Genomic DNA, 23,736 nt, shown 5'->3' on the forward strand with positions numbered 1-23,736 from the left:
GCATGGGCCCCGGGCCTGGGAGAGGGCAGGATGCAGGCATGCTGCAGCCCCAACCCCTGCCGATGGTTCTGTCGTGACATGGCGTCGTCGCTTTCGTCCTTTCTGGAAGGCCTATCTGCTGTGGCTGCGGGCGGACTGCGTGGACCTGAGTGCCGCTTTCGCCTATCACACGCTGCAGTCGTTCTTCCCGGCCCTGCTGATTGCGCTGTCGGTGGCCTCGCGGCTCCTCGGCCGTGATGTGGAGCGGTTCGATCGGCTGATCGTGCTGGTCGGCCAGGTGCTGCCCGCCTCCGCCCTGCCTGGCTTCGAAGCCACCTTGCGACGCTTCACGAACCAGGGATTCGGCGCCGGCATCCTCGGCCTGGTGCTTCTGGCGCTCAGCGCCAGCAACATCTATCTCACCCTGCAGCGCGGGGCCGATCGGCTCTGGTGGAATCGGCCCTTCGGCTTCGATCACCTGCGCTGGCAGGAGCACGTGCGTCGCTTCCTGGCCCTGCGCCTGAAGTCCCTGGTGCTGCTGCTGTTCGTCGGCCTGTTGATCGTCCTCGACCAGCTCTTCAGCACAGTGCGGCTCTTCGGCTCCAGGGGCTTCCATGACCAGCTGCAGGCCTTTCTTCCGGAACCCTTGCTGTGGGTCAGCTCCCTGTCCTTCGGCCTGGATCTGCTCGTCTCCCTGCTGATCGGCTTCGGCGCCACGCTTCTGTTCCTGTGGATGCTGCCGTCGCGCCGGATTCCCTTCCGCCCGCTGATTCCCGGGGCCCTGCTGGTGAGCGGCAGCCTCACCCTCTCCAACCTGCTGCTGGGCAGGAGCCTGCTCGCCCTCGGGGCGCGCTTTCAGGCCTACGGGGTGGTGGGCGGTGTGCTGCTGTTGACGCTCTGGGTGTGGCTGGTGGGTGCCGTGCTCTATTTCGGCCAGTGCTTCAGTGTGGTGCTTTCCGGCGGTGCCGCTGGGGGGCCATCGACACCTCTGCCGCGCTGAGGATCGACCCGTTTCGGGTCAGGATGGACTGATCTGATTGGATCGACTCTTGGCCAAGCCTGCCCTCAGGATCCCGCCTCTTCCGGCCAGCCTGGCGCTGGTGTCCATGGCCGTCGGCGCGGTGGTGCTGATCGGTCTCACCACCCTGGCGCTGATTCCGCTGCTGGTCGGCATCGGCCTGCTGGCGGCCTGGCTGGTGGCGGCCCTGCTCCTGGGCTGGGCTGGCCTCGAGGGCCTGGCGGCACTGGAGCGCTGGATCGAGAACGATCCACGCTTCCAGCGCTGATGGAACGGCGCATTCCCTGGTTGTGGATCGGTGTGGCGGCGGCTCTGCTGCTGGTGCCCACCTCGGCCGGCCGCCTGCTGCTCGATGTCATTGGCGGACTCACCCTGACCCTTCTGCTGCTGCCGCTGCTGGCGGGAGGGGTGGCCCTGATCGGTTGGCAGATCGTCCGTCGTCGCCTGCGCACCTGCCCCAGCTGTGGCTTCGCCAGCCTGGGCACCGAGGTCTGCCCGGCCTGCGGCAGTCCGTTCACGTCCGGTGATGGATCAGAAGCGGCGCCGGAACCCTCCGGCCCGTTCTTCTGGGGATCCGGGTCAGACAGGGAGATCGACGCCCGCGACGTGACGATCAACGTCGACGCCGTCGATGTGGAGGCCAGCGCCAGCGGCGAAATGGGCGGCCGCGGGGGCGATGGCTCCTGAGCCCGACACGCGCTGAGTCTCATGCGGCCGGATCCGGTGCCTCCGTGCTGAGTCGGGCGATCTCCAGCAGCCGGCGTTCACGCAGATGCAGGAACAGGGGGGCCCCGAAGGCGAACGCGATCGTCACGCAGCTGAGCAGAACCCAGACGAGCCCGCGCATGCCGAGCCGGCGGCTCTCGCGCACCATCCAGATCGTGACGGCGGTCGCCCCGATCGCCAGATCTCTGGAGAGGGACTGGGCGGCGGGATTGACGTTCGCCTGGCGGATGAACAGTCCCAGATCGAAGGCCGCCCCCTCGCTGCGGATGAAGTCCAGATTGGCCAGCCAGGGGAGCACCCCGCCCGCCACGGCCAGGAGCAGATAGAGCCAGGCGATCCAGCTGATGCCGCCGGGGCCGCTGCTGGTGGGCTGGGCGTCGTCACTCATGGGGCGTAGGGCGTGGGGGCCAGGTCCGGCTGGCCGGGATCCCATTGCATCACCTGCTGCTCCACCCGGGCCAGCACCGCCTCGCAGCGTTCGGCGTAGGCCAGCGCCCGCCGATAGAGATCGGCCATCGACTCCACGTCCAGGTCCTGGTCCTGCAGCTGGGCCAGGCAGAGCTCAAGGGCCGTCTGGGCTTCCCGGAAGCTCAGGTCCTGGGCCACGTCGTGCACGTCGTTCCCCTCACCAGCGGCGTCCTGGCTGGAGACGTCATCGGCAGGCTGGGCCGAGGCTCTGGATCGGGGCGAGGACTTAGCCATGGGAGCAACGGGGGGCAGGAGTGGCGAGGAGCCCGCGGAGGGCCCGGCGGATCCGATGGAGAGAACGTGGGGGTCTGGGGCTCAAGGACCGGGGCCGTCCGGCTCGACCGCCCGCACCTGCAGGGCCACCCGACCGTCCGCCAGCTCGGCGGTGATCCCTTCCCCTGGCTGCAGCTGGGCCACCGAACGCAGCAGGCGTCCGTCACCATCCCGGAGCAGGCTGAATCCCCGGGCGAGCAGGTGGCGCGGCGAGAGCGCCTGCAGCAGCTGCCGTCGCTGGGCCAGCCACTGGCGCCGCTGGCTGAGCAGCCGGGCGGGGTGGAGCAGGCGCAGCTGGTCCTGGCGTGCGCCCAGCCGTTGGCGGGCGGAGGCGATCCGCAGCGTCAGCGTGCGGTGCAGATGGCCCCGTTCCTGCTCCAGGGTCCGGATCATCTGGCTGCGGTCCGGCAGCAGGGCCACCAGGGCGGCCGTGGGCGTGGCCGCCCGGTAGTCGGCCACCAGATCGGCGATGGTCACGTCATCCTCATGGCCGATCCCGCAGATGACGGGCCAGGGACAGGCCGCCAGGCAGCGGGCCAGGGACTCCCCGTCGAAGACGGCCAGATCCTCCCGGCTGCCTCCGCCGCGGGCCAGCACCAGGGCCTCGAGGCCGAGGCGGTCGGCCTGTTCGCCGAGGCTCTCGATGGCGGCCACGATCTGGGCTTCCACGTTCCCCTGCACGGGGATCGGCACCACCAGCAGGTCGGTGGCGGGCCAGCGTTCCCTGGCGGTGCGCAGCATGTCAGCCAGGGCGGCGCTGGGCACGCTGGTGAGCAGGGCGATGCGGCGGGGCCAGCGGGGCAGCGGTCGCTTCCGCTCCGGGTCGAGGAGCCCCTCCGGCTCCAGCCGGCTGCGCACCTGCTCGAACTGGCGCAGGACGGTGGTCAGGCTGGGGCGCACATCCAGCACCTGCACCGTGAGGCTGGCCCGCGCCGCCCAGAAGTTGAGCTTGCCGACCACCACCACCCCATCCCCCTCCTGGGGCACGAAGCTGAGCTTCTGAAGCTGGGACGACCAGATCACCCCCTGGATGCTGGCCTGGCCGTCGACAAGGGTCAGCCAGAGATGGCCCTTCTTCTGCTGGGGGCGCCCCACGGTGGCCTCCAGCAGGAAGCGGGGGGCGAAGCCCCGCTCCAGCAGGGCACCGATGGCCTGGTTGAGCTCGGCGACCGAGTACCTGGGGATGCCGTCGTGCTGGCGGGGGGACGCGCTGCTGCCAGGGACCGTGAGCATGGAATCAGTGCTTGAGCTGGCGGTAGCAGAGCCACCAGTAGAGACTCAGCAGGCCGGCCACAAGGGCCACGGCCCGGCCCACCGGATGGTCGATCCGGACCAGGCCCGCTCCGGCGATCACCAGCGCGCTGCTCAGCAGCCGGGCGCCGTCGCGCCGGTTGCCGACATAGAAGCGGGGAGCGGTGGCGGAAGGGGCCATCGGGGGGCGCTGCCTGGGTTGGGCCTCAACCTAGGACCGCTTGGGACAGCTGCCTGAGCCATGAAAAAGCCGCCGGCTGGGCCGGCGGCCTACGTCTTTAACGGGCTTCAAGGACGCTGGTGCTGGGGGAGACAGCCGGGCTTCAGCCGAGGCCGACCTGGGCCAGAATGCCCTGGCCGGTGAGAATTTCGGTCGCCAGGCCGATCACGAAGCCCATCATGGCCAGGCGGCCGTTCCAGGTTTCGGCGAAGTTGACGAAACCGAAGCGGGGCTGGGAAGCGTCAGACATGGAAGGAACCCTCGGTGGAGCCCTGACTGTAACGAAACATGGAGTGGTCTTGACAGTGGCAGGGACTACAAAGCTGGGTGTGGGTTGCACGGTTGACAGCCGCGCCCGGCCATGGCACTGAGGCCTCCACGGGTGCCAGGCCCCGGCCCCGGCGCCGGCCCGTTGCCGGCAGCTGGCTCTGCCTCCGTCTGGGGTCCCGGGTTGGAGGACCGCCGGCGGGCGCCCCGGGCCCGCCTCCAGCGCCATCTGGCGGCGCCCCTGCCCAGCGAGACCGATCTGGTGCTGGTCACCGACCTCGACGGCACCCTGCTGGAGGGGTCCGTCCCGACGCGCCGCCGGGTCTACCGCTGGCTGGCCTCCCAGCGCCACCGGGTCCTGCAGGTGTTCAGCACCGGCAGGGATCTGCGCTCCGTCGCCCGGCTGCTGGCTGCGGAGGCCGCCCTGGGACTCCATCCCCCCCATCTGGTGATCGGTGATGTGGGCTGCACCGTGGCCTGCGGCGCCAGCCTCACCCCCCTGGCCCTGGCCCTGGAGCCGATCGAGGCCCTCTGGCGGGGACGGGCGGAAAAGGTGCTGCCCCTGCTGGCCCTGGTGCCGGGCCTGTCCCCCCAGCCCCTCAGCAGCGACCGGCGCCTGGCCTATGGCATCGACCCGCTCCGGCTGGACACCAGCCGGCTGGCGGCCATCGAGGCCCATGGGGTGGACTGCCTGGTCTCCGGCGACAAGTACCTCGACGTGCTGCCGCCCGGCGTCAACAAGGGCAGCACCCTGCTGGGCCTGCTGGAGTGGCTCGAGCTGGAACCGGCCCGGGTGGTCACCGCGGGGGACTCCCTCAACGATCTGGCCATGTTCGAGACCGGCCTGCAGAGCGTCAGGGTGGGCAATGCCGAGCCGGGCCTGGTGCGGGCCCTGCCGGGGCTGGCCCGCACCTACCGCGCCCGCGCCCATGGCTGCAAGGGCATCCTGGAGGGACTGCGCCACTTCGGCTTCGGCCATCTGCTCGACGGCCTGCCCTAGGCAACGCTCAGCGACTCTCCCCGCGTGCCTCCCGGGCCAGGGCCGCCTTGGTGCGGGCACTGGCGACGCCCTGGCGGGGATCCTCGGGCCAGGGGTGGCGGGGGTAGCGGCCGCGCAGCTCCCGGCGCACCTCGGCGTAGCCCTGGCTCCAGAAGCCGGCCAGGTCGCTGGTCACCGCCGCCGGGCGTCCCGCCGGAGACAGCAGCTCCACCCGCACCGGCAGCCGGCCGTCCAGCACCGTCGGCCCTTCCAGGCAGCCGAACATCTCCTGCAGCTTCACGGCCAGCACCGGCGTGCCGCTGCCGTAGTCCAACGGCACCCGGCGGCCGGACGGCACCGGCTGGCTGAGGGGCAGCAGCCGATCCAGTTCCCTGCGCAGGGACCAGTCCAGATCCCCCCAGAGGATCTCCGAGAGGTCGAGCTGCTGCAGGTCCTGGAGGCTGCGCAGGCCCCCGAGGTGGGGGCCCAGCCAGGCTCCCGGGTCCTGCTGTAGCCGCTCCGGTGAGCGGTCGGGCCAGGGCGCCCCCAGGTGCTGGTGGGCCAGCATCAGGCGCTGCTGCAGCTGGCGGCTGGTGCGGCACCAGGGGAGCACCTCCAGTCCGAGCCGTTCGAGACCCTCCAGCAGGGCTCGCTCCACCAGCTCCCCGCTGGCGTCCGGCCAGGGGCGGCGCTCCAGCACCAGGGCCCCGCTCCGCCGCAGCCGCTCGCACCGCACCCGCTGGTCGGTGCCATCCCAGCGGGCTTCGGTCTCCTCCTCGATCTCCTCCGCCACCAGCTCCTCCAGGCCGCTGCGGGAGAGGGCCACCGCCAACCGCACCCGGGCCTCCTGGCCCTGGCCGTCGACGCTGGCGATCGCCAGGGCTTCGGCGGCGGCGAGGGGATCCCCCGGGGGCAGCACGGCGCCGCGACCGCCGCGCATCAGGAAGCGCCCGTCGCCCCGGCCCCGCCCCAGGGCCAGCCGTTCCGGATAGGCCCAGGCCAGCAGCTGGGCGGCACGGACGTCGTCAGAGCCACCGCCGGAGGCGAACGCTGCGGGGGCCGCCACCGGGGCCGCCGCCTTCCGCCCCTCCCGGAGCTGGCGCAGCAGCTGGCTCTGGAGGTTGGTCCAGGGGGCCCGGCCCGCGCCGCGCCCACTCCCCTCCGGGCCCGGGCTGCGCCGCAGCCAGTCGAGGCGCCGCATCAGATCGCTGCCGGCCTCGCGGCGGTCAAGGGGATCGCGCTCGCTGAGCAGCACGGCCATGGCCGTGGCGAGGGACTCCCAGCCCCTTTCCTTTGCCCGCAGCAGCATGTGGGCCAGGCGCGGATGCAGGCCCAGCCGGGCCATGGCCCGCCCGTGGCCGGTGATGCGCCCCTGCCCATCGACGGCCCCCAGCTGCAGCAGCAGGTCGCGGGCCTCCGCCAGGGGCCGGCGGGGGGGCGCGGTGAGCCAGGGAAGGCTGTCGTCCTCCGTTTCGCCCCATTCCGCCAGCTGCAGGGCGATCGGCAGGGGATCCACCTCGAGCAGTTCCGGGGGATCGAAGGCGGCTCGCCGCTGCTGCTCCGCCGGGGACCAGAGCCGCAGGCATCGCCCCGGCCCCAGCCGCCCGGCCCGCCCACTTCGCTGCTCGGCGCTGGCCTGGCTGGCAGGCTGGGTGACGAGGCCGTCCATGCCCGTGGCCGGATCGAAGCGGCTGCGTCGGCTCAGGCCGCTGTCGATCACCACGGTCACCGCCGCGATCGTGAGCGAGCTCTCCGCCACCGACGTGGCCAGCACCACCTTCCCAGCCGCCCCCTGGGGAGCCGCAATGGCCCGTCCCTGGGCCGCCAGCGGCAGCTGGCCGTGCAGGAGGGCCAGCTCCAGCCCCTCGCCCCACGCGGTGGCCTCGATGGCCCGCCGTGCCGTCTCCAGCTCCCCCAGGCCGGGAAGGAACACCAGCGCGGTGCCCCGGGGTTCGGGTTCGGCCAGCCAGTGGCCTTCGAGGGCCCGCAGCACCTGGCGATCCAGCCGCTCGTCCGGCCGCGGCGGCTGGTAGGTCACCGCCACCGGATGGCTGCGGCCTTCGCAGCTGATCACGGCGGCCCCATCCAGCTCGCTGGCCAGGGGCGCCAGATCGAGGGTGGCGGACATCACCAGCAGGCGCAGTTCGGGACGCAGCAGGCTGCGGGCCTGGCGCACCAGGGCCAGGGCCAGATCCGCCTCGGCCTGGCGCTCATGGAATTCGTCGAAGATCACGCAGGCCACCCCGTCCAGGGCGGGATCGGCCTGGAGCCGGCGCAGGAACAGGCCCGCGGTGACCACCTCCAGCCGGGTGGCCGACGAGGTGCGGGACTCCAGGCGCACGCTGTAGCCCACGCGCCCGCCGACGGGTTCACCGAGGCCGGCGGCGAGGCGCTGGGCGGCATTCCGGGCCGCCAGCCGCCTCGGTTCCAGCAGCAGCAGGCGACCCTCAGCGCCGAGGCTCTCGAGCAGGGCGAGGGGAACCCGGGTGGTCTTGCCGGCGCCGGGTTCGGCCTGGAGCAGGAGGGTGGATCCGGGCCCGAGGGCGGCGGTGATGGCCGCGAGGCGGCCGTCGATGGGCAGGGGCGGGTTCAGCGCACGTGGCGGAGGCCATCCACCGGGTGATAGGCCTCACCGGTGGTTTCCTCGTAGACGATGGCGGGAAGGCCGGTCTCGAACATGGTCTGGAGCGCCTCCTTCAGGTAGGGGTTCCAGCCGCCGGTGGTCACCTTGCCGTGGCGCACGGTCCAGTCCCAGGTGCCCTGGAGGTCACGGGGGATGCGCCCCTCCCGGTCGCGCCGGGCCACCAGATCTTGGGATTCGACGATGCCGACAAGAATCGGATCCTTGCCGTAGGACGGCGTCAGGCTGAGCTCGAGCCGGATCGGGTCGTCCTTCACCATCTTGAGTCGAAACCGTGGCGGCAGCTTCAGTGCTCCGAGCACGGCCGCCACGATTCGCGTTCTCTGATCCACCATCGATCTCCGCCGGTTGGCGCATTCACCTCAGGGAGCCTATTCAGCGACCGGCCGGCCGCGCTCAGGTCGGGTCGGCGGGGAAGGCGGGCTGCTCGTTGTCGCCGCTGAATCGGACCGTCAGCAGGTCCTCCTGGGTCAGCTGGCCGTCCGCGTCCAGCAGCTCCGGGTGGATGGTGAGACGGCCGGTGCGATCACCGGCGGGGCCGGCTGGATCGGTGGCGGCGGCTCCGGCATCACCGGGACGGGGAATGGCGCGGAAGCCCTGGCCCATGACCCGGAACGCCTGCCACAGGAGAACGATGAAACAGGCCCCGTAGACGATCGGGAAGATCTGCGAGAGGAGGGAGGTCATGGCGCGATGGGAACCCCGCAGTCCGCGGACTCTCCCCCATCATCACCCGTCCGACGGAGCGGTGGTGGTGGCCAGCATCCAGGCCCAGAGGGAGGTGCAGGCGGCTCCGAAGGCGAGAAAGGCCAGCAGCAGGCGGCTTGTGTCCATGACCCGATAAAAAACTTTACAAAGCATAGCCGGTCAGGCCGGTTTGCCTCCCCTTTCTCCTTCCCGGGGACTTCCCTACGGTTTTTCCATCTGAGCTTTTTCACGATGCGTTCCTCCCGCGTTCTTGCCGCGGCCGCCGCCGGGCTGGCCACGGTCACGGCGGCGGCCACCGCCACGGTCACGGCCACCACGGCCCTCGTCAGCCCGACCCTCACCTCCCCCGGTCTGGCCCAGCCGGCCGCGGCCGTGCTCGGGCGGCAATCTTTCGTGGCGGCGGCGATCCGTCGGGCGGGCCCGGCGGTGGTCACCATCGACACGGAACGCACCGTCCAGTCAGCCGCCACCGGGGGCCTGCCCCGGGGTCTGCTGAACGACCCCCTGTTCCGCCAGTTCTTCGGTATCCCCCAGCAGGGTGCCCCCTCGCGGCGCACCGAACGGGGCCAGGGAAGCGGGGTGATCCTCCAGGCCGATGGGCTGGTGCTCACCAACGCCCACGTGGTGGACCAGATCGACCGGGTGACCGTGGGTCTCGAGAACGGCCAGCGCGTCGAGGGGCGGGTCGTGGGCCTCGACAAGCTCACCGACCTGGCGGTGGTGCGGCTGGTGGGGGCGGGCCCCTGGCCCGTGGCGCCCCTGGGCAATTCCGATGCCCTCCAGGTGGGCGACTGGGCGATCGCGGTGGGGAACCCCTTCGGCCTCGACAACACCGTCACCCTGGGGATCATCAGCAGCCTCAACCGCAACGCCAGCAAGCTCGGCATCACCGACAAGCGGCTGGATCTGATCCAGACCGACGCCGCCATCAACCCGGGCAACTCCGGCGGACCGCTGCTGAACGCCGACGGCGAAGTGGTGGGAATCAACACCCTGGTGCGTTCGGGGCCGGGGGCCGGACTGGGCTTCGCCATTCCGATCAACCGCGCCCGCGGCATTGTCAGTCAACTGGTGGCGACCGGCCGGGCCACCCACCCCATGATCGGCGTGGGGCTGGATGAGGTCCGGGCGGGAAGCGGCTCCGGCGTTTCCCAGGGTGCGGTCGTGGTTTCGGTTCAGCCCAACGGACCGGCGGCTCGGGGAGGTCTCAGGACCGGTGATGTGATCGTCGCGGCCCAGGGGGCCGTGGTGAAGGATCCCTCCCAGGTGATCAACGCCGTCGAGCGGGCGGGGGTGGGGGGAACCCTCAACCTGACGGTGAACCGTCAGGGGGCGATGGTGAACCTGCGGCTCATCCCTGGCGACATGGCCCTGCTGCGTCAGGGATGAGGAGGTTGCCCGAGCTCATGGCCTAGGGGAGGCTTGAGCTCGGCCCTCAGAGGACGTCCATGCCCCCCTTGCTGCTGTCGGGGCGAAGGGCGTCGAGCAGGCCGGCGTCCATGGTGAGCTCGGCGCCAAAACGGGCGGGGGCACCCAGCTGCTGGCGCATGACCCACTGGGTGGCGGCCTTCTGGCTTTGCCAGGCCTGCAACAGTTGCTTGGCCAGACCCCGCAGGACCTGCGGATCGCCCGTGGCGTCGATCGCCCGGGTCATGCGCTCCAGTTCGAATTTCTGACCGAGGCTGAGGGCGAGAGGTTCGGACATGGTGGGCTGTGCGATGGGGCGTTTCTGACCGGCCCAAAGCTACGAACTGTTTCAAGATGCCACGTAGCGGCTGTTACAGGGCCTGTGCCCTGGTTAGGAAATCCGCTCAACCCCTGGCTCTGGCCCGTTTCCCCTTGCCGCCGGCCCTGCGCCGCGCTAGCCCTGCGCCGCGGTGGGCCCTTTGTGGCGGTATGTCCCTTGCGCCGGTATAGGGATGGGCCTGTCCCGTCCAGGCCCTGGCCCCATTGGCATCAGCGGCGCGAGCCTGACTTCAGTGGCGCTCGCGCAGCTCTTCCACGCAGCGGGTGACGCACTCGCCGTCCTCGAGGGAGCAGGTGGTGATGCATTCGAAGTACACCTCCATGGCATCGCTGGTGCCGGCGGTGTCCTCGCGGTCCACGGTCCAACCGTCGGTGACGACGTTCTGGATGGTCATCGCTGCTCCTGGATGGGTGACCCTGTCAGCCTATGCACACAGAACCGCCCACACCAGAGAAATGAGTCTTCCTGCCTAGGAAACGATGAAGTTGTATTTTGCGCCGCGCCCCTGACGGCGCCGCCTCAGCTGTCGGCGGTGCCCGCGGCTTTCCCCTTCGACGTGCCGCCGCCCTTCTGGGCGGCTTTGGCCTTCTGCTTCTGCCGCTGTTCCTCGCGTCTGGCGGCGAGGCGGCGCTCCTGCTCCAGCCGCTCGCTCTCTTCGGCCTCCTCCCGTTTCTTCTCCTGGTAGTAGGCGTAGTCGCCGCGGTAAAGCACCAGTTCGCCGTCGCGCACCTCGACGATCCGGTTGGCCACCCGGCCGATGAAGAAGCGGTCGTGGGAGACCAGCAGGGCCGCCCCCTCGTAGGCCATCAGGGCCTCCTCCAACATCTGTTTGGCGGGGATGTCGAGGTGGTTGGTGGGCTCATCGAGCACCAGCAGGTTGCAGGGGCTGAGCAGCATCAGGGCCAGGGCCAGCCGCGCCTTCTCGCCACCGCTGAGCTTGGCCACCGGCTTGAACACCGTGTCGTTGCTGAAGCCGAAGCTGCCCAGCAGGGAGCGCACCTGGGTCTGGGTCCAGTCGGGAACGGCCTCGAACAGGGTGTCGATCACCGTCTTGGTCAGATCCAGGGCTTCGGCCTGGTTCTGCTCGAAGTAACCGGCCACCACGTGGTGCTCCCCCAGGCCCGCCTGGCCCTCGAGGGGAATCTCGTAGCCCATCACCAGCCGCAGCAGGGTGGACTTGCCCGCGCCGTTCGGGCCGACGAAGGCGATCCGGTCACCCCGCTCCACCTCCAGGTTCGCCCCCAGGAACAGGATCTGGTCGTCGTAGCCGTGGGTGAGGTTCTCGATCGCCGCCACCACCCGACCCGAGCGCGGGGCGGGGGGAAAGGCGAAGCGCGGCCCGCTCACCGATTCCAGCGGCGCCTCGATCCGCTCCACCTTCTCCAGCAGCTTCTCGCGGCTCTTGGCCTGGGTGCTGCGGGTGGCACTGGCCCGGAAGCGGTCGATGTAGGCCTGCTGGCTGCTCAGCTCCTTCTGCTGGCGCTCGAAGGCCGCCTGACCGGCCTCCCGCTCCAGGGCCTTCTGCTCGAGGTGCTGGCTGTAGTTGCCCAGGTAGGTGCGCGAGACGCCGCGTTCGGTCTCGACGATCTGGTTGCAGACGCGGTCGAGGAAGGCCCGGTCGTGGCTGATCACCACCAGGGGAACCGTCTGATCCACCAGGTAGCTCTCCAGCCACTGGATCGTCTCGACGTCGAGGTGGTTGGTCGGTTCGTCAAGCAGCAGCAGATCCGGCTCCTGCAGCAGGATCTTGCCCAGGGCGATGCGCATCTGCCAGCCGCCGGAGTAGTCCCCCACGACCCGCTCGGCGGTCTCCTGGGTGAAGCCGATGCTGGGCAGCAGCTTGTCGATGCGGGCATCGAGCTCGTACCCATGCAGGGCCTCGAACCGACTCTGCAGCTGGCCGAGCTCGTCGATCAGCCGGTCGAGCAGGTCCGGATCGGCGGCGGCCTCCTCGCTGGCCATCGCCTCCTCCACCTGCCGCTGGCGGTTGAGCACCTCGGCCGCCTCCCCGAAGGCCTGGAACAGTTCCTGGCGGACGCTGCGGGCGAGGTCGACATCGAACTCCTGCTGCAGGTAGGCGATGCGGGGATCCCCCTGCCGCACCACCTGGCCGCTGGTCGGCTCCTCCAGCCCGGCGATGATGCGCATCTGGGTGGATTTGCCGGCCCCGTTGACCCCCACCAGGCCGATCCGGTCCCCCGCTTTCACCTCCCAGGTGATGTCCTTGAGCACCTCACCGGTGGGATAGATCTTGCCGATGCGTTCGAGGCGCAGCACGGAGCGGAAGGCGGTCGCGGTGTGCGCATCATCCCCTGCGGGGCGTCCTGCAGACTGTCGATCGGGTCCGGTCGCGTCGTCAGGATGATCAAGCGCCTCGAGCAGATCGCCGCCCTGGTGGTGGCGGCGGGACTGGCGCTGACGAGCTACTGGCTGTTCTTCAGCTGGGCCCAGGGCGGGGGATCCCAGCGTCGGGAGCAACCCCGCCGGCCCCAGCAGGAGGGCCTCCGGTCGCCGGCCTCAGAGTCCGCCCCGGGCCTTGATCAGCCATTGCTTGGTGGCGCCGTCATCGAGGCCGGCCAGATGGGCCTTCACCTCCTCCGCGCTGACCGGCAGGCCCTCCTGCTCGCCGAGGGCGACGATCCTGCGCAGGGCGCCGCTGGGGTCCTGAAGGGCCTGGCGGAACAGTGACTGGGTGAGCTCCACGTCGTTGCTGATGCGTCCGTAGAGCTCTGCTGCGTTGCCGGTGGCGTTGCTGGTGGTCATCCTGGCCGGGATTCTTTCCTGACCTTATGGGCACCGGGGCCGTGGGCGCAGCCCCTTGCGGGTGGTTCGTGAGGGAGGGTGCGCAGCGGATCAGGCGGCGCGGGGACTGGTGTCCTCCTCGGCGCCGCTGGCGGAGGCGTCCTCCATGCTGCGGGCATCGAGGCAGAGCACCTTGCGCAGCTGGGCGTAGTTGGCGGCGAGGGACTGGCGCCCCTCCTGCTGGGCGCCGAACTCGGCCCGCTGCAGCACATGGTGCAGATGGGTGAGCAGGTAGGTGCTGATCACGGCCGACACCAGCACATCGCTGCGTTCCGCCGTGCTCCGCCGCCGGCTCTGGCGGGTCTTGGGCTGCAGGGGGGTCTCGGAAGCGGTCGGACGGGACTGGGTGGTGCGGGCCATGGCGGAAGCGGCCGGTGGGCCGTCGGAGAGGACGGGGTGGGACGGGGGCGTGGAGCAGGTGGGCTTGGACCTGGGACTGGTTCTGGGCTGGGCTTGGGCCGGTCTGGAGCTGGAGAAGGGGATCCCGAGGGGGCGGGATGGTCCACAACCCTACTTTTGGATACTACCCATGACGGTCACTGTACACTTTTTCCTATCCCGCCGGATCCCAGCGGCACCCTCTCTTCGGCCCCCACCCAGAGGCACCGTGCCCACCCGTCAGACCTCCTCCAGCGGCAAGCCCAAGTCGCCGCGGATCCAGGTCGTCCTGCCGGAGGAGCTCTGCGCCCGGCTGGCCGCCCTGGCGGAGAGCGAGTCGCGCACGGTCAGCAACATGGCCAAGGTGCTCATCCAGCAGGGGGTGGAACGGCTGGAGCGGCAGCGTCCCCCCGAGCCGGCCGCGGCCCCCTACCCACTCGGGCCCGCCGTCGCCGCCGATCGCTTCCGCCGCGAGCTCGAGCAGCAGGAGCAGGCCGGCACCCGTCGGCTGCGGGGTGCGCCCCGCCGGCTGCGCCTGCGCCAGCCCCCCTCAGCCCCCTGACGGCGGCGGCAGGGCCATCACGCCCAGCACGGCGGCCCGCCGGGCCCCGGTGACCGAGGGCAGCGAGCCCGGATGGCCGCGGTGCCGCCACCAGGCCAGCAGGGCGAAGGCCAGGGCCTCCCGCTGGTCATCGGCGATGCCCTGGCTGGCCAGCGGCAGCACCGCCGTGCCGTGGCAGCGCCGCCGCAGCTGCTCCATCAGGAAGCCGTTGCGGGTGCCCCCGCCGGCCACCAGCAGCTCCAGGGGCCGGGGGCGTTGGGGGCGCGCCAGGTCCTGGCCCACCACCGCCGCACTGAAGGCCGTCAGGGTGGCCAGGGCATCGGCCGGCTCCACATCGGCGCCGAGCTCCGCCAGGCGCCGATCGAGATCGGCGGCCCCGAACAGCTCCCGGCCCGTGGACTTGGGCGGCGCGGCCTGGAGGTAGGGCTCCCGGAGCCATTGCTGCAGCCGTTCCTCGTCGATGCGGCCCTGCCGCGCCCAGGCCCCGTCGGCATCGAAGCTCAGCCGACCGCCGCTGAAGCGGGCCACCGCCAGATCCAGGAGCGTGTTGGCCGGGCCGCAGTCCCAGCCCAGCACCGGCGCCTTGCGGTCGGGACCGGCGGGGGGAGGCAGCAGGGTGAGATTGGCGATCCCCCCGAGGTTGAGCAGGGCCCGCCAGCCGCCGATCCTGCCCAGCAGGGCGGCGTCGGTGGCCGGCACCAGGGGGGCGCCATGGCCGCCGAGGGCCAGATCGATGCTGCGGAAGTCGAACACCACCGGTCTCCCCAGCAGCTCCGCCAGCAGCGGCCCCTGCAGCAGCTGCCAGCTGGCCCCGCGGCGCTCCCCCTCCGGTGGGCGGTGCCAGAGGGTCTGGCCGTGGCAACCCACCAGCTCGGCCCGGCCTTCGGAATCGCAGGCGCGGGCGGCCAGGGCCTGGTGCTCGGTGAGCTCCTCGGCCAGATGCAGCAGGGCCTCGGCGTCCAGAGGCACCCCCTGACCGACGGCCACGAGCCGCTCGCGCAGGTCCGCCGGGTAGGGGGTGTGGGCACTGGCGAGGATGCGCCAGCGCGGCCGGGCCGGGCGACCCTCCAGGTTCACCAGCACCGCATCGATGCCGTCGGCGCTGGTGCCGCTCATCAGCCCCAGCACCCGCATGGCTGTCCTTCGCAAGGGAATCAGTGGGAAGGCAGGGCCTCGAGGGCTTCGCTGCTGCCCATCACCACCAGCAGCTCGGAGGCGTTGAGCACATGGGAGGCGGGCGGGTTGACCGTGAGCTGGTTGGCGGGGCCCGCCGCCAGCACGCTGACGTTGTAGTTCTTGCGCAGGTTCAGATCCCGCAGCGACTGGCCGACGAAGGAGCCGGGAACCTTGATCTCCTCGATGCTGTTGCGGTCGTCCAGCCGCAGCCGCTCCAGCAGGTTGGGCCGGACCAGCTCCATGCCCAGGCGGGTCCCCTGCATCTTCGAGGGGAAGACCACCTTGTCGGCGCCGACGCGCCGCAGCATCTTCTCGTGCAGATCGCTGGTGGCCCTGGCGATCACCTGCTGGACCCGGCTGCCTTCGCTGTCCTTGACGATCAGGGTGGCCGTGATGCTGGCCGCGATCGGCTCGCTGATCGCCACCACCACCGTGCCCACGTCGAGGGCGCCGGCGGCCCTCAGGGCCTCCTCGTCGGTGCAATCCACCACGCGGGCCTCGATGGCCGGATCCATCTGGCGCAGTTCATCGATGGCCCGCTGGTTGAGGTCGACCGCCAGCACCTCGGCCCCGTGGCGCAGGAGCTCCTTGCACACGGCACTGCCGAAGCGGCCGACGCCGATCACGGCGTAGCTGTTGGAGGTGTCGGACTCGCTGCCCTGCCACTGCCACCACTGGTTCATGAAGACGACGACGCAACGGGAATGGGCCGGTGAACGAAGGGGACCGGGTTCAGATGTAGAGCTCCTCGCGGGGAAAACCCACCCGATTCTGGGGCCGGCTGCCATAGACGGCAGAGAGCAGAAGGAGAATACCGATCCGGCCCACGAACATCCCCACCATCAGCACCAGCTGGCCCCAGCGGTTGAGCTGACTGGTCACCCCGACGTCGAGGCCCACGGTGCCGAAGGCGGAAACACAGGTGAACAGCTTCTCCAGAAAGGTGAAGGCCTCGCTGCCGGGGGTGCCGGCGGTGGTGTTGCCGAGCCCCAGCAGCAGGGCCATCAGCAGGATGAACAGGCCCGATCCGAGGGTGACACCGACCGCCTTGAGAATCACCTTGGCGGGGATCTCCCGGTTGCGCACCACCACCTCGTCGTGGCCGCGCAGGGTGGAGCGGGTGGCGGCGATCAGGGCCGCGAAGGTGGTGGTCTTGATGCCGCCGCCGGTGCCGCCGGGGCTGGCGCCGATGAACATCAGCATGATCATCAGCAGCAGCCCCGAATCGGAGATTGTCTCCAGGGTCAGGGGCACGGTGTTGAAGCCGGCGGTGCGGGTGGTGATCGACTGGAAGATCGTCACCTGGAGCTTGTCCCAGAGACTCAGCTGCTCCACCATCCCTTCGGTGGCGAAGTGCTCGGTGAACAGCAGGCCCACCGCCCCCACCACGATCAGCAGGATCGTGGTGCGGATGACGAGGCGGGTGTGCAGGCTGAGGCGTCGGATGCGGGCCAGCCGGAAGCGGTTGACCCAGATGTCGTTGGTGACCCGCCAGCCGATGCCGCCCATCACGATCAGCAGGCCGATCACCGCATTGACGACGGGCTGGCTGCGATAACCGACCAGATTGTCGCGCCAGAGCCCGAAACCGGCGTTGTTGTAGGCGCTGATGCAGTGGAACAGGGAGGCCCAGAGCCGCTGGCCCTTGTCTGGAATATCGGTGAAGCCGAAGTTGTAGAGCGTCAGCGTGCCGATGCCGATGACGATGCCGGCGATCAGGAGGATCTGGTTGAGGGTGGGCCCGATGCCCCCGACGCCGAAATCATCCAGGGCACGGCCCTTGTCGAGGCGCTGGCGCAGGCCGGAACGCCCCTGGACGAAGCCTTGGAGGAAGGTGGTGATCGCCATCAGGCCCAGACCACCGGTGAGGATCAGCCCGGCCAGGGTCACCTGGCCCGGGAAGGTGAGCTCGGCCCCCACGTCGACGATCGACAGGCCGGTGACGGTGATGGCCGAGGTGACCGTGAAGAGGGCCTCCCAGAGGCCCACCTCATCGCTGGAGCAGAGCGGACTGGCGAGCAGCAGAGTGCCGAAGGTGATCACCAGCAGCCCGGTGACCACCGTGAACTGCGGCACCGTCAGCCGGTGCCGCCAACTCTGCCGACGATTCATTTGTTGGGCTGGGGGGTCATCCGCAGGTAGGGACGGATCTCGGTGACGCCCTTGGGAAACTTCGCCCGGGCCTCGTCGGTGGGGATCGACGGCACCACGACGCAGTCATCACCCTCCTTCCAGTTCACCGGGGTGGCCACCTGGTGGTGGTCGGTGAGCTGCAGGGAATCGATCACCCGCAGGATCTCATCGAAGTTGCGGCCCGTGCTGGCGGGGTAGGTGATCTGCAGGCGCAGCTTCTTCTTGGGGTCGATGATGAACACCGAGCGCACCGTGAGGTTGCTGAGGGAATTGGGGTGAATCATGCCGTAGAGGCTGCTCACCTTCTTGTCGCTGTCCGCCAGGATCGGGTAGTCGACCGTCGTGTTCTGGGTCTCGTTGATGTCGCCGATCCAGCCCTTGTGGCTCTCGGCGGAATCCACGCTAAGGGCGATCGTCTTGACATTCCGCTTCTCCCATTCGGCCCGCAGCCGCGAGACCTCGCCCAGTTCGGTCGTGCAGACGGGGGTGTAGTCGGCGGGATGGGAGAAGAGCACCACCCAGCTGTCGCCGGCAAAGTCGTAGAGGTTGATCGGGCCGAGCTGGGACTCCTGAGTGAAATCGGGAACGGTGTCGCCCAGTTGCAGGGTCATGGGAGAGAAATTGGCGCCGGCTGATGCTGGCACAGCAGCGGGGGCGTCGGTCGTGGCCGCGGCGGTCCAGGCCTGCAGCTCCTGGAGCAGGTGCTGCAGGCCCAGGTCGGCGGTGGCTGAGACGAACAGCATGCCCGGTTCCAGGGCCCTGGCCCGCTCCAGCTCGCCGCTGGCGCAGCGGTCGATCTGGTTGCCGACCACCCGCCGGGGGATGGTGGCGTTGAGGGAATCGAGGATGGTCTGGACGGTGGCGAGCTGCTCGGGCCAGGCCGGATCCGCCAGGTCCACCACGATCAGCAGCCCGTCGGCGTCGAGGGCCTCCTCGAAGGTGGAACGGAAGGCCTCCATCAGCTGGGGCGGCAGCTCCCGGATGAATCCCACCGTGTCGGTGACCAGCAGCGGGTCGCCGCCGCTTCCCCCCCGCCCGATCCGGCGGGTGGTGGGATCGAGGGTGGCGAAGAGCTTGTCCTCGGCCAGCACCGCCTGCGGGCCGCTGGCCCCCGTGAGGGCGTTGAGCAGGGAGCTCTTGCCCGCATTGGTGTAGCCCACCAGGGCCACCTTCGGCAGGTCGCGCCGGCCCTGTCGCAGCCGGGCCCGGTGGTCCCCCAGCCGCTGCACCTCCCGCTGCAGCCGTTCGATGCGGCGGGCGATGGCGCGCCGGTCCTTCTCCAGCTGGGTCTCGCCCGGGCCCCGGGTGCCGATGCCGCCCCCCTGCCGCGACAGGCTCAGGCCGCGGCCGGTGAGCCGCGGCAGGCGGTAGCGCAGCTGGGCCAGCTCCACCTGCAGGCGTCCGGCCCCGCTGGCGGCCCGCTGGGCAAAAATGTCGAGAATCAGTTCGCTGCGGTCGCTCACCGACAGATCGAGCAGGTTCTCCATGTCCCGGGCCTGGGCCGGCGTCAGTTCCCGGTCGGCCACCACCAGGCTGGCGCCGACGCGGCGGGCCTCCAGGGCCGCCTCCCGCAGCTTGCCCTCCCCCCAGGGGTTCCGGGTGGCCGGGCCCTGGCGGCGCTGCTCCACCCGTCCCACCGGCACGGCGCCGGCGCTGCGCACCAGACCCTCCAGTTCGGCGATGCGACGGTCGCTCAGGGCCCGGTCGCCGCTGGTCTGCACCAGCAGCAGCACCCGCTCGGGGCCGTCCGGGGTCGGAGCCGGGGCCGCGGCGGCCGGCGCCTCCTCGCTGACGAGGGCGCCGGGATCGTGGTCGCAGAGGTCGGCCAGATCCCCTTCCAGGACGCCCTGCCAGGCGCGGTCGCCGCTGGCGGCGGGGGTGTGGATGGCCGCCGGCCAGCGTCCGCCGGCCTCCGGTTGCTGGCCGAAGCGCAGCCACAGGTCCGGGGCCAGGTCCATGCCCACCACGGCCTCCTGGGGGGAGGGCTGCAGCTGGGCCTGGCGTCCGGCCCCGGCGCAGGTGAGCAGGCGCAGGTTGTGGCCCTGGCGCCGGGAGGGGCCGGGAAGTTTCTCCAGCAGGCGAGCGGCGTGGTCCAGTTCCCCCACCCACAGCAGCCGGCAGAGGCCGCGGCCATCCACCACCAGGGTCAGGGGCAGCTCCAGGCCCCGACCCTCGACCGCCAGGCGCTGCAGGGTGAGCAGGTCGGCGATCGCATCGGCGGGGTGGCGCCGGTGACAGATCTGCTCCAGCCGCCGCCGCTCGGCGGGCCGCAGGCCCGCCGTCCTGCCGGCCAGCACCCCCTGTCTCAAGGACGCCGCACCAGAAGGCAGCGCACCCCGGCGGCCCTGGCCCCGGCCCCATCCTCCGGGCTGTCGCCCACGTGCCAGACCTGGGAGGCGCTCAGCCCCAGGGACTCCAGCGCGATCCGGAAGGGCTGGGGGGATGGCTTGGCGGCCCCGGCGCTGCTGGAGACCACCACCGTCGCGAACAGATAGGCCAGGCCCAGGCCCTCCAGCAACGGCTGCAGGCGACGGTCGAAGTTGCTGACCACGGCCAGGCGCAGCCCCGCCCCGTGCCAGCGGCGCAGCACGGCCGGCACATCGGGGTAGACGCGCCAGAGGGAGGGGTCGGCGAAGCGATCGAACAGGGCGTGGTGCAGGGCCGTGGGGGCCGGCGCATCGCTCCCGCCTGCCGCCGCCAGCACGGCGTCGATGCGCTTCCCCCACCAGCCGCGCTCGGCCTCCAGCAGGCGGTCGCCCTCGAGGCCGGGGAAGGCCAGGGGAGGGGCCTGCCGCAGCACGCCTGGGAAGGCCCGGTCGATGGCCGCGGGGGCCACATCGATGCCGTGCTCGGCGGCCACGGCGGCATAGGTGGCCCCGACCGGCGAGCGCAGGCCGATCAGGGTGCCCATGGCATCGAGCAGCAGACCGCGGGGCCGGGGCCAGGTGGGCGCCGCAGCGGGCGTCGCCGTCATGGTGTCCAGTCGGCCAGCCAGCCGGCGGCCACCCGCAGCTGATGGGACCGGCCAGGCAGGCGGGTCAGGTAGGCCAGGCGCCGCAGCTGGTAGGCGGCAGGCCCTGCGAGGGTGACGCCGGAGCCGGTGAGGCTGGCTTCGCCGACGCCGAGGCTCATCATTTCGCCCAGATCCTTCCAGTGGAAGGGTTCCAGCGGTTCGCCCGCCAGGGAGCGGATCAGGTTGGCGGCCAGCACCGGGGCCTGCTGGAAGGCCACCTGGGCCGTGGAGGGGGCGCCGGGACCGGGGCCCTCGACGGCCGTATCCTCCGGGTCGACCGGGGCGGCCAGATCGCCAGCCACGAAGAGATCGGCGTGCTCCAACAGGCGCAGATCGGGCCCGCAGAGCAGGCGGCCGCGGCCGTCGCAGGCGGGAGCGGGGTCGATCCGGGGGGCACGGAAGCTGAGCCCGGCCGTCCAGACCACCGCCCGCACGGCGAGGGTTTCGACGTGGGCGGGGCTGTCCCCGTCCGGTTGGCACCGGAGCGTGATCGCCTCGGCCTCGACCGCCTCCACCTGGGTGCGGGTACGCAGCCGCACATCACGGCGCCGCAGGGCCAGGGCGGCCTGTTCCCGGTTGAAGGCCCTGGCCTGGGGCAGCAGCTGCGGACCCTGCTCGATCAGTTCGATCACAGCGCTGCCCTCGGCCATGTCGGCGAGCTTGCAGGCCAGCTCCACCCCTGTCGGACCGGCTCCGACCACGGCGATGCGCTGCAGAGGCCTGCGCTGCTGTCTGAGCTCGGCCAGCAGGCGCTGGAGCCGCTCCACATCGGCCAGGCTGCGGAAGCCCAGGCAGTGGCGATCGGCCCCAGGTACCGCGAAGGTGTTGCTCTCGGCCCCCGTGGCGATGACGAGGCGGCCGTAGGGGATGGTGCGGCCGCCGGCGGTGTGGAGACGATGGCCATCGGCGTCGATCCGCTCCACCCGGTCCTGCAGCCAGGCCAGGCCGCGGCCGGCCAGCAGGCCGTCGTAGCGGGGGGCGATCTCCCAGCCGCGCAGCTCGCCGCTCAGCAGCTCGTAGAGAAGCGGCAGGAACAGGAAGCGGTCGTTCGGCTCGATCAGCAGGACGGGGGGGTGCTGCTTCCGCTGGGCCAGGGCCAGGGCGGTGTACAGGCCGCCGAAGCCACCCCCGACGATGACAACGTTGTTCTGGGCCGGATTCCGGGCCGGATTCGGGTGCCCTTGCATGGCGTCACCCTAACCACATCGACCGGATCGCCGAAGGGCGATGATGGGTCCATGGTGTCCATCCCTGTCACGGCGTCCACCACGGCGTCCACCAGCCCCGCGGGCGATGCGGCGGACCTGAATGCGGCTCTGGAGGCTCTGCCCCGCGATCGCCATGGCGTCGCCATCGATCTCGATGCTGCCCGGGCGGGCCTTGATCCCCTCGATGCGATCGGGCGGATGCGCTGGGCCCAGGAGGCGTTCGCCGGCCACTTCGCCGTCACCACCAGCTTCGGCATCCAGTCGGCCGTGATGCTGCACATGGTCAGCGCCCTCGACGGCTCCGGTGCCTGGCCCGCGATCCCGGTGCTCTGGGTCGACACCGGCTACCTGCCCCCCGAGACCTACCGCTACGCCGACCAGCTCTGCGATCGCCTCAAGCTGGATCTGCAGGTGCTTCAGGCCGACATGAGCCCGGCCCGGATGGAGGCTCTGCATGGCCGGCTCTGGGAGACGGGGGCGCCCGAAGACATGCGCACCTACAACCGCATCCGCAAGGTCGAACCCCTCGACCGGGGCCTGGAGCGGCTGGAGGTGCATTGCTGGGCCAGCGGGGTGCGGGCCCGCCAGACCGACCATCGCGGCGCCATGAACTGCCTGGATCCGGTGCGGCAGCGCTGGTCGCTGCGGCCCTTGCTCACCTGGAGCCGTCGCGACGTCTACTACTACATGCAGGAGCACGACCTGCCCCAGCATCCGCTGTTCGAGCAGGGCTATTCCACCGTCGGCGACTGGCACACCAGCGCCCCCGACGACGGCACCACCAACGGCCGGGCCACCCGCTTCGGCGGGCTGCAGCAGGAGTGCGGTATTCACCTCCCGGGCCTGATGGGCGAGGGCATCTGAGGTGCCGGGGCGCCAGCCCCGCTGGCTGCTGATCGGCAACAGCCGCTGGCACTGGGCCCTGGCCGACGGGGACGGCGGGGAGAGCGGCGAGGGCGGGCCGACCGAGGAGGGTCTGCGGTTCGTGCACCTGCCGCCGCCGACCTCGGCCGTGGAGCCGCCCCTGGCCTGGGCGGCGGTGGGTGCGGTGCCCGCGGAGGCTGCCCTGCCCGCCGGCTCCCGGTTGCAGCTGGAGGACGTGCCCCTGGCCGGGTCACCCCCCTGGCTCGGCATCGACCGGGCCCTGGCGGGCTGGTGGGCGGCCCGGCTGAGCGACGGCCCGGTGCTGGTGGCCGATGCGGGCACGGTGCTGAGTCTCACCCGGGTGGACGGCCGGGGCTGCTTCGCCGGCGGCCGGCTGATGGCGGGGGGCGCGCTGCAGCTGGCGGCCATGGGGTCGGGCACCGCGGGGCTGCCCTCCCTGGAGGGGGACCTGGCGGCCGGCGCCGAGGCGTGGCCGCTGGCCACGGCGGCGGCGATGCGACGGGGGGTGGTGGAGGGTCTGGCGGCCGCGGTGCGGGAGGCCGGGCGCCAGGCCCGGGCGCAGGAGCCGGGCTGCCGGATCGTGCTCACCGGCGGTGACGGGCCCGCCCTGCTGCCGCTGCTGCGGCGGTGGCCGGAGCTGGGGGAGGACGCCCTGACGCACCGCCCCGAGCTCTGTCTGGAGGCCCTGGTGGCCCTGCGCCCCGCTGCGCCGGAGGGCGCGTCTCAGGCCAGTCCCAGGTCCTCGAGGATCTGATCGGCCATCTCCTCGGCCTTCACCTTGAGATAGATGCGCTCCAGCTTGCCCTCGGCGTCGACGACGAAGGTGTGCCGCATCATGCCCATGTACTCCTTGCCCATGAACTTCTTGAGCCCATAGCTGCCGTAGGCCTCGGCCACGGGACAGGGCTCGGCGTCGGTCAGCAGGGTGAAGGGCAGGTCGTACTTGGCGACGAACTTGCCGTGGCTGGTCGCGCCGTCCTTGCTGATCCCCAGCACCCGGATGCCGTGGCTTTCGAAGGCACTCCAGCGGTCGCGGAAGTTGCAGGCCTCCTTGGTGCAGCCCGGCGTGTCGTCCTTTGGATAGAAGTAGATCACCACCCGCTGGCCCCTCAGCGCGGCGAGGGAGACGGCCTCACCGGTCTGATCGGGGAGGGTGAAGTCGGGGGCTGGATCTCCCACCTGCAGGGCCATGGGTCGAACCTTGGAGCGAATGACAACCACTTCACCCTAGGGGCAAGCTCCTGGATGGGGTCTTCCGTCGGGGCACCCCGCAGGCTCCGCGTCCCACATCCCCGCACCCCG

At 71.1% G+C, this 23,736-nt stretch carries 28 protein-coding genes and 1 pseudogene; 8 read left to right on the forward strand and 21 right to left on the reverse strand.

Features of this window, described 5'->3' with window-relative positions; translation table 11 throughout:
- Nucleotides 1–73: 73 nt before the first annotated feature.
- From H6G99_RS14650 to H6G99_RS14660, 3 genes are read left to right on the forward strand one after another with little or no spacing between them, the layout of a single operon-like run.
- Nucleotides 74–979 (forward strand): YihY/virulence factor BrkB family protein, encoded by a 906-nt coding sequence (locus H6G99_RS14650; RefSeq protein ID WP_094586543.1) that lies wholly within the window; start codon nucleotides 74–76, stop codon nucleotides 977–979.
- A 49-nt stretch (nucleotides 980–1,028) separates the two neighbouring features.
- Nucleotides 1,029–1,265, forward strand: coding sequence for a glypican (locus tag H6G99_RS14655; RefSeq protein ID WP_094586541.1), 237 nt, complete (start codon nucleotides 1,029–1,031; stop codon nucleotides 1,263–1,265).
- Entirely contained in the window at nucleotides 1,265–1,684 is a 420-nt protein-coding gene (locus H6G99_RS14660) for a hypothetical protein (RefSeq protein ID WP_190612261.1), read from the forward strand. Before H6G99_RS14655 ends, H6G99_RS14660 begins: the two co-directional genes overlap by 1 nt.
- Before the next feature lie 19 nt (nucleotides 1,685–1,703).
- On the opposite strand, the gene H6G99_RS14665 is transcribed toward H6G99_RS14660, so the two are convergent.
- The 5 genes from H6G99_RS14665 to H6G99_RS14685 form a co-directional block, all read right to left on the reverse strand.
- The gene (locus tag H6G99_RS14665) at nucleotides 1,704–2,111 is read right to left on the reverse strand and encodes a DUF2834 domain-containing protein (RefSeq protein ID WP_190612262.1); all 408 of its coding nucleotides are present in this window, start codon (nucleotides 2,109–2,111) and stop codon (nucleotides 1,704–1,706) included.
- Nucleotides 2,108–2,425: an exodeoxyribonuclease VII small subunit gene (xseB, locus tag H6G99_RS14670; protein ID WP_190612263.1), complete on the reverse strand. Its 318-nt coding sequence runs from the start codon at nucleotides 2,423–2,425 to the stop codon at nucleotides 2,108–2,110. The genes H6G99_RS14665 and xseB overlap by 4 nt, the downstream gene beginning before the upstream one ends.
- A gap of 81 nt (nucleotides 2,426–2,506) precedes the next feature.
- A complete protein-coding gene (gene xseA, locus H6G99_RS14675) occupies nucleotides 2,507–3,697 on the reverse strand; it encodes an exodeoxyribonuclease VII large subunit (protein WP_094586533.1) in 1,191 nt (396 codons plus the stop codon).
- Nucleotides 3,698–3,701: 4 nt separating this feature from the next.
- Nucleotides 3,702–3,896, reverse strand: a complete 195-nt coding sequence (locus H6G99_RS14680; RefSeq protein WP_094586531.1) for a hypothetical protein — start codon at nucleotides 3,894–3,896, stop codon at nucleotides 3,702–3,704.
- Nucleotides 3,897–4,038: 142 nt separating this feature from the next.
- Nucleotides 4,039–4,185, reverse strand: coding sequence for a CAB/ELIP/HLIP family chlorophyll-binding protein (locus H6G99_RS14685; protein ID WP_015109196.1), 147 nt, complete (start codon nucleotides 4,183–4,185; stop codon nucleotides 4,039–4,041).
- A gap of 201 nt (nucleotides 4,186–4,386) precedes the next feature.
- Here H6G99_RS14685 and H6G99_RS14690 point away from each other — a divergent pair, with 201 nt between their 5' ends.
- On the forward strand, nucleotides 4,387–5,202 hold the full coding sequence (locus H6G99_RS14690) for an HAD family hydrolase (protein WP_190612265.1): 816 nt from the start codon (nucleotides 4,387–4,389) through the stop codon (nucleotides 5,200–5,202).
- A 7-nt stretch (nucleotides 5,203–5,209) separates the two neighbouring features.
- Here H6G99_RS14690 and hrpB read toward each other — a convergent pair whose 3' ends face one another.
- From hrpB to H6G99_RS14705, 3 genes are all read right to left on the reverse strand, one after another.
- Nucleotides 5,210–7,774 (reverse strand): ATP-dependent helicase HrpB, encoded by a 2,565-nt coding sequence (gene hrpB, locus H6G99_RS14695; RefSeq protein WP_190612344.1) that lies wholly within the window; start codon nucleotides 7,772–7,774, stop codon nucleotides 5,210–5,212.
- Nucleotides 7,771–8,154, reverse strand: coding sequence for a DUF8663 family protein (locus H6G99_RS14700; protein ID WP_094586552.1), 384 nt, complete (start codon nucleotides 8,152–8,154; stop codon nucleotides 7,771–7,773). Before H6G99_RS14700 ends, hrpB begins: the two co-directional genes overlap by 4 nt.
- Nucleotides 8,155–8,218: 64 nt before the next feature.
- Nucleotides 8,219–8,509: a DUF2973 domain-containing protein gene (locus H6G99_RS14705; protein ID WP_094586525.1), complete on the reverse strand. Its 291-nt coding sequence runs from the start codon at nucleotides 8,507–8,509 to the stop codon at nucleotides 8,219–8,221.
- Between the two features lie 252 nt (nucleotides 8,510–8,761).
- Here H6G99_RS14705 and H6G99_RS14710 point away from each other — a divergent pair, with 252 nt between their 5' ends.
- On the forward strand, nucleotides 8,762–9,919 hold the full coding sequence (locus tag H6G99_RS14710) for a trypsin-like peptidase domain-containing protein (RefSeq protein WP_190612267.1): 1,158 nt from the start codon (nucleotides 8,762–8,764) through the stop codon (nucleotides 9,917–9,919).
- A 46-nt stretch (nucleotides 9,920–9,965) separates the two neighbouring features.
- Here the strand turns inward: H6G99_RS14710 and H6G99_RS14715 are convergent, their stop codons facing one another.
- From H6G99_RS14715 to H6G99_RS14735, 5 genes are all read right to left on the reverse strand, one after another.
- The gene (locus H6G99_RS14715; protein ID WP_094586521.1) at nucleotides 9,966–10,235 is read right to left on the reverse strand and encodes a hypothetical protein; all 270 of its coding nucleotides are present in this window, start codon (nucleotides 10,233–10,235) and stop codon (nucleotides 9,966–9,968) included.
- Between the two features lie 271 nt (nucleotides 10,236–10,506).
- Nucleotides 10,507–10,671: a DUF8642 family protein gene (locus H6G99_RS14720; RefSeq protein WP_190612268.1), complete on the reverse strand. Its 165-nt coding sequence runs from the start codon at nucleotides 10,669–10,671 to the stop codon at nucleotides 10,507–10,509.
- A 125-nt stretch (nucleotides 10,672–10,796) separates the two neighbouring features.
- A complete protein-coding gene (locus H6G99_RS14725; RefSeq protein ID WP_190612270.1) occupies nucleotides 10,797–12,554 on the reverse strand; it encodes an ABC-F family ATP-binding cassette domain-containing protein in 1,758 nt (585 codons plus the stop codon).
- 240 nt (nucleotides 12,555–12,794) lie between these two features.
- The gene (locus H6G99_RS14730; RefSeq protein WP_094586517.1) at nucleotides 12,795–13,040 is read right to left on the reverse strand and encodes a DUF8665 family protein; all 246 of its coding nucleotides are present in this window, start codon (nucleotides 13,038–13,040) and stop codon (nucleotides 12,795–12,797) included.
- Nucleotides 13,041–13,130: 90 nt separating this feature from the next.
- Nucleotides 13,131–13,439, reverse strand: coding sequence for a DUF8682 family protein (locus tag H6G99_RS14735; RefSeq protein WP_015109185.1), 309 nt, complete (start codon nucleotides 13,437–13,439; stop codon nucleotides 13,131–13,133).
- Between the two features lie 247 nt (nucleotides 13,440–13,686).
- On the opposite strand from H6G99_RS14735, the gene H6G99_RS14740 reads away from it, so the two are divergent.
- On the forward strand, nucleotides 13,687–14,019 hold the full coding sequence (locus H6G99_RS14740; RefSeq protein WP_094586515.1) for a ribbon-helix-helix domain-containing protein: 333 nt from the start codon (nucleotides 13,687–13,689) through the stop codon (nucleotides 14,017–14,019).
- Here the strand turns inward: H6G99_RS14740 and H6G99_RS14745 are convergent.
- The 7 genes and pseudogenes from H6G99_RS14745 to H6G99_RS14770 form a co-directional block, all read right to left on the reverse strand.
- A complete protein-coding gene (locus H6G99_RS14745) occupies nucleotides 14,008–15,153 on the reverse strand; it encodes an anhydro-N-acetylmuramic acid kinase (protein WP_190612345.1) in 1,146 nt (381 codons plus the stop codon). The two genes, H6G99_RS14740 and H6G99_RS14745, sit on opposite strands and share 12 nt — an antisense overlap.
- Before the next feature lie 20 nt (nucleotides 15,154–15,173).
- Nucleotides 15,174–15,878 carry a potassium channel family protein gene (locus tag H6G99_RS14750; protein ID WP_094586511.1) on the reverse strand — a complete coding sequence of 235 codons (705 nt, stop codon included), beginning with the start codon at nucleotides 15,876–15,878 and terminating at the stop codon, nucleotides 15,174–15,176.
- Between the two features lie 49 nt (nucleotides 15,879–15,927).
- The gene (locus H6G99_RS14755; protein WP_094586509.1) at nucleotides 15,928–17,307 is read right to left on the reverse strand and encodes a potassium transporter TrkG; all 1,380 of its coding nucleotides are present in this window, start codon (nucleotides 17,305–17,307) and stop codon (nucleotides 15,928–15,930) included.
- Nucleotides 17,304–17,939, reverse strand: a complete 636-nt coding sequence (locus tag H6G99_RS16460) for a peroxiredoxin (protein ID WP_233134021.1) — start codon at nucleotides 17,937–17,939, stop codon at nucleotides 17,304–17,306. The genes H6G99_RS14755 and H6G99_RS16460 overlap by 4 nt, the downstream gene beginning before the upstream one ends.
- Nucleotides 17,940–18,023: 84 nt before the next feature.
- A pseudogene (gene hflX, locus H6G99_RS16465) lies at nucleotides 18,024–19,286 on the reverse strand (GTPase HflX); the annotation flags it as partial.
- A 347-nt stretch (nucleotides 19,287–19,633) separates the two neighbouring features.
- On the reverse strand, nucleotides 19,634–20,302 hold the full coding sequence (locus tag H6G99_RS14765) for an HAD-IA family hydrolase (protein WP_190612273.1): 669 nt from the start codon (nucleotides 20,300–20,302) through the stop codon (nucleotides 19,634–19,636).
- On the reverse strand, nucleotides 20,299–21,528 hold the full coding sequence (locus tag H6G99_RS14770; protein ID WP_190612275.1) for an NAD(P)/FAD-dependent oxidoreductase: 1,230 nt from the start codon (nucleotides 21,526–21,528) through the stop codon (nucleotides 20,299–20,301). Before H6G99_RS14770 ends, H6G99_RS14765 begins: the two co-directional genes overlap by 4 nt.
- 51 nt (nucleotides 21,529–21,579) lie before the next feature.
- Between H6G99_RS14770 and H6G99_RS14775 the strand changes: the two genes are divergently transcribed.
- Nucleotides 21,580–22,413 (forward strand): phosphoadenylyl-sulfate reductase, encoded by an 834-nt coding sequence (locus H6G99_RS14775; RefSeq protein WP_286191189.1) that lies wholly within the window; start codon nucleotides 21,580–21,582, stop codon nucleotides 22,411–22,413.
- Nucleotide 22,414: 1 nt separating this feature from the next.
- Nucleotides 22,415–23,188, forward strand: a complete 774-nt coding sequence (locus H6G99_RS14780; RefSeq protein ID WP_190612277.1) for a type III pantothenate kinase — start codon at nucleotides 22,415–22,417, stop codon at nucleotides 23,186–23,188.
- Here H6G99_RS14780 and bcp read toward each other — a convergent pair.
- Nucleotides 23,158–23,625 carry a thioredoxin-dependent thiol peroxidase gene (gene bcp, locus H6G99_RS14785; protein ID WP_190612279.1) on the reverse strand — a complete coding sequence of 156 codons (468 nt, stop codon included), beginning with the start codon at nucleotides 23,623–23,625 and terminating at the stop codon, nucleotides 23,158–23,160. The two genes, H6G99_RS14780 and bcp, sit on opposite strands and share 31 nt — an antisense overlap.
- Nucleotides 23,626–23,736: the final 111 nt, after the last annotated feature.

Source organism: Synechococcus sp. FACHB-909 (genome assembly GCF_014698945.1).
GTDB lineage: Bacteria > Cyanobacteriota > Cyanobacteriia > PCC-6307 > Cyanobiaceae > Cyanobium.

Bases quoted from the DNA above. Each gene is read 5' to 3' on its own strand.
- H6G99_RS16460 (WP_233134021.1), bottom strand. From the start codon at position 17,939: ATGACCCTGCAACTGGGCGACACCGTTCCCGATTTCACTCAGGAGTCC.
- H6G99_RS14710 (WP_190612267.1), top strand. From the start codon at position 8,762: ATGCGTTCCTCCCGCGTTCTTGCCGCGGCCGCCGCCGGGCTGGCCACG.
- H6G99_RS14660 (WP_190612261.1), top strand. From the start codon at position 1,265: ATGGAACGGCGCATTCCCTGGTTGTGGATCGGTGTGGCGGCGGCTCTG.
- H6G99_RS14755 (WP_094586509.1), bottom strand. From the start codon at position 17,307: ATGAATCGTCGGCAGAGTTGGCGGCACCGGCTGACGGTGCCGCAGTTC.
- H6G99_RS14750 (WP_094586511.1), bottom strand. From the start codon at position 15,878: ATGAACCAGTGGTGGCAGTGGCAGGGCAGCGAGTCCGACACCTCCAAC.
- bcp (WP_190612279.1), bottom strand. From the start codon at position 23,625: ATGGCCCTGCAGGTGGGAGATCCAGCCCCCGACTTCACCCTCCCCGAT.
- H6G99_RS14715 (WP_094586521.1), bottom strand. From the start codon at position 10,235: ATGTCCGAACCTCTCGCCCTCAGCCTCGGTCAGAAATTCGAACTGGAG.
- H6G99_RS14775 (WP_286191189.1), top strand. From the start codon at position 21,580: ATGGTGTCCATCCCTGTCACGGCGTCCACCACGGCGTCCACCAGCCCC.
- H6G99_RS14770 (WP_190612275.1), bottom strand. From the start codon at position 21,528: ATGCAAGGGCACCCGAATCCGGCCCGGAATCCGGCCCAGAACAACGTT.
- H6G99_RS14685 (WP_015109196.1), bottom strand. From the start codon at position 4,185: ATGTCTGACGCTTCCCAGCCCCGCTTCGGTTTCGTCAACTTCGCCGAA.
- H6G99_RS14680 (WP_094586531.1), bottom strand. From the start codon at position 3,896: ATGGCCCCTTCCGCCACCGCTCCCCGCTTCTATGTCGGCAACCGGCGC.
- H6G99_RS14765 (WP_190612273.1), bottom strand. From the start codon at position 20,302: ATGACGGCGACGCCCGCTGCGGCGCCCACCTGGCCCCGGCCCCGCGGT.
- H6G99_RS14745 (WP_190612345.1), bottom strand. From the start codon at position 15,153: ATGCGGGTGCTGGGGCTGATGAGCGGCACCAGCGCCGACGGCATCGAT.
- H6G99_RS14730 (WP_094586517.1), bottom strand. From the start codon at position 13,040: ATGACCACCAGCAACGCCACCGGCAACGCAGCAGAGCTCTACGGACGC.
- H6G99_RS14735 (WP_015109185.1), bottom strand. From the start codon at position 13,439: ATGGCCCGCACCACCCAGTCCCGTCCGACCGCTTCCGAGACCCCCCTG.
- H6G99_RS14665 (WP_190612262.1), bottom strand. From the start codon at position 2,111: ATGAGTGACGACGCCCAGCCCACCAGCAGCGGCCCCGGCGGCATCAGC.
- xseA (WP_094586533.1), bottom strand. From the start codon at position 3,697: ATGCTCACGGTCCCTGGCAGCAGCGCGTCCCCCCGCCAGCACGACGGC.
- xseB (WP_190612263.1), bottom strand. From the start codon at position 2,425: ATGGCTAAGTCCTCGCCCCGATCCAGAGCCTCGGCCCAGCCTGCCGAT.
- H6G99_RS14720 (WP_190612268.1), bottom strand. From the start codon at position 10,671: ATGACCATCCAGAACGTCGTCACCGACGGTTGGACCGTGGACCGCGAG.
- H6G99_RS14705 (WP_094586525.1), bottom strand. From the start codon at position 8,509: ATGACCTCCCTCCTCTCGCAGATCTTCCCGATCGTCTACGGGGCCTGT.